The sequence below is a fragment of the Desulfocicer vacuolatum DSM 3385 genome, from assembly GCF_900176365.1.
Lineage (GTDB): Bacteria > Desulfobacterota > Desulfobacteria > Desulfobacterales > Desulfobacteraceae > Desulfocicer > Desulfocicer vacuolatum.
Window position 1 is genome coordinate 1 of sequence record NZ_FWXY01000075.1, and the last position, 1,448, is coordinate 1,448.

General features: G+C 37.5%; 1 protein-coding gene. It reads left to right on the plus strand.

The features are described 5' to 3' along the window. A partial coding sequence (locus B9A32_RS20960; protein ID WP_139795848.1) for an IS1380 family transposase occupies positions 1-948 on the plus strand: 948 nt, incomplete at its 5' end. Positions 949-1,448 lie beyond the last annotated feature (500 nt).

A 1,448-nucleotide genomic window follows, 5' to 3' on the forward strand; every position in this document is an offset into this window, starting at 1 on the left:
GGGATGGATATTTCTTATAAAGGGATATGGGGCTATGCTCCTTTGATTGTCTCATTGAATAGAACCCGCGAACCCCTTTACATTGTCAATCGATCAGGAAATGCGCCATCTCACCTTGGATCAGCCCACTGGATTGATAAAAGCCTTGACCTTGTTTGCCCTGATTTTGAAAAAGTGATACTGCGCGGGGATACAGATTTTAGCCTGACCGGCAATTTTGACAGATGGGATGAAAGGTGCACCTTTATCTTTGGTATGGATGCCAAAAAGAATTTGATAAAAAAAGCCTGTGATATCTCAGAAACAGAATGGCAGTTGTTCAATAAACCTCAGCGGGTGATAAAGACTCAGGAACGTGAAAAACCGGAAAACATAAAGGCCCAGGTAGTAAAAAATAGAAAATTTAAAAATCTTCAGACCGAATGCGAATTTTTTGCTGAATTTGAGTATCAGCCGGGAAAATGCCAGAAATCATATCGAATGATCGCTATCAGAAAAATAATCAATGTCTCAAAAGGAGAGGAACAACTTTTTGATGATTGTCGATTTTTTTTCTATATCACCAATGACCAGGTCAAAAGTACGGAATCATTGATTCATCTTTATCGGGATCGGGCAAACCATGAAAACGACATTGAACAGTTGAAGAATGGAGTTCAAGCCCTGAAAGCGCCTTCAAACACACTGAATTCCAATTGGGCCTATATGGTCATAGCCGCCTTGGCATGGGATCTCAAAGCATGGTATGGAATGTTGATGCCTTACCGGGTTCTGGGGAATCAGATTATGAAAATGGAATTTAAGCGATTCATCCGTACCTTTATTAATATTCCATGTCTGATTATCAAAAAATCCAGAAAAATTGTCTATCGGATTGTCGGATATAATAATCAACTCAACCATGTTTTCAATTTTCTTTTCCTTTTGAAAAAATTTGAATTTTCATAATCAAGGGATAAACGGACAGCCATTTTAAACGGGTTGAAATGGTGAGTCATAACCCAATCATAGCAAAAGGAAGGCACCAAGTGATCATGACTAAAAATTGTAACACAAATATTTCTTAGGGAGAGTTGCGCTCTTTTTTTTCTTGTTTTTTTCAACTTCGTTTCAAAAGTATCTATATGGAATTATCGAAAATGTCCACGATCGAACCTTAATGAACACGCTTGTTTTAGGCCTAATTCAGCTCTTGTGGCTCTTACTGAACTACCCACTTTTCTGATAATTCCAGTATAAGTAAGAAGTCTTAGCGCCTCTTTTACCTCTTCAGGCGCATCTTTATGAATCCAAAAGTAGATTGTAGACTCATCAACCCCTTTTTCTTTCCTGACAAAGTTGTATTCTTCAACTTTAGATTCTTATCTCTTATTTTCGTGTTGTTTTGGCAAAAGAATTATGTAGACTACTCATAACTATTTGCCAATTCAGGGATTATCACCATTGAT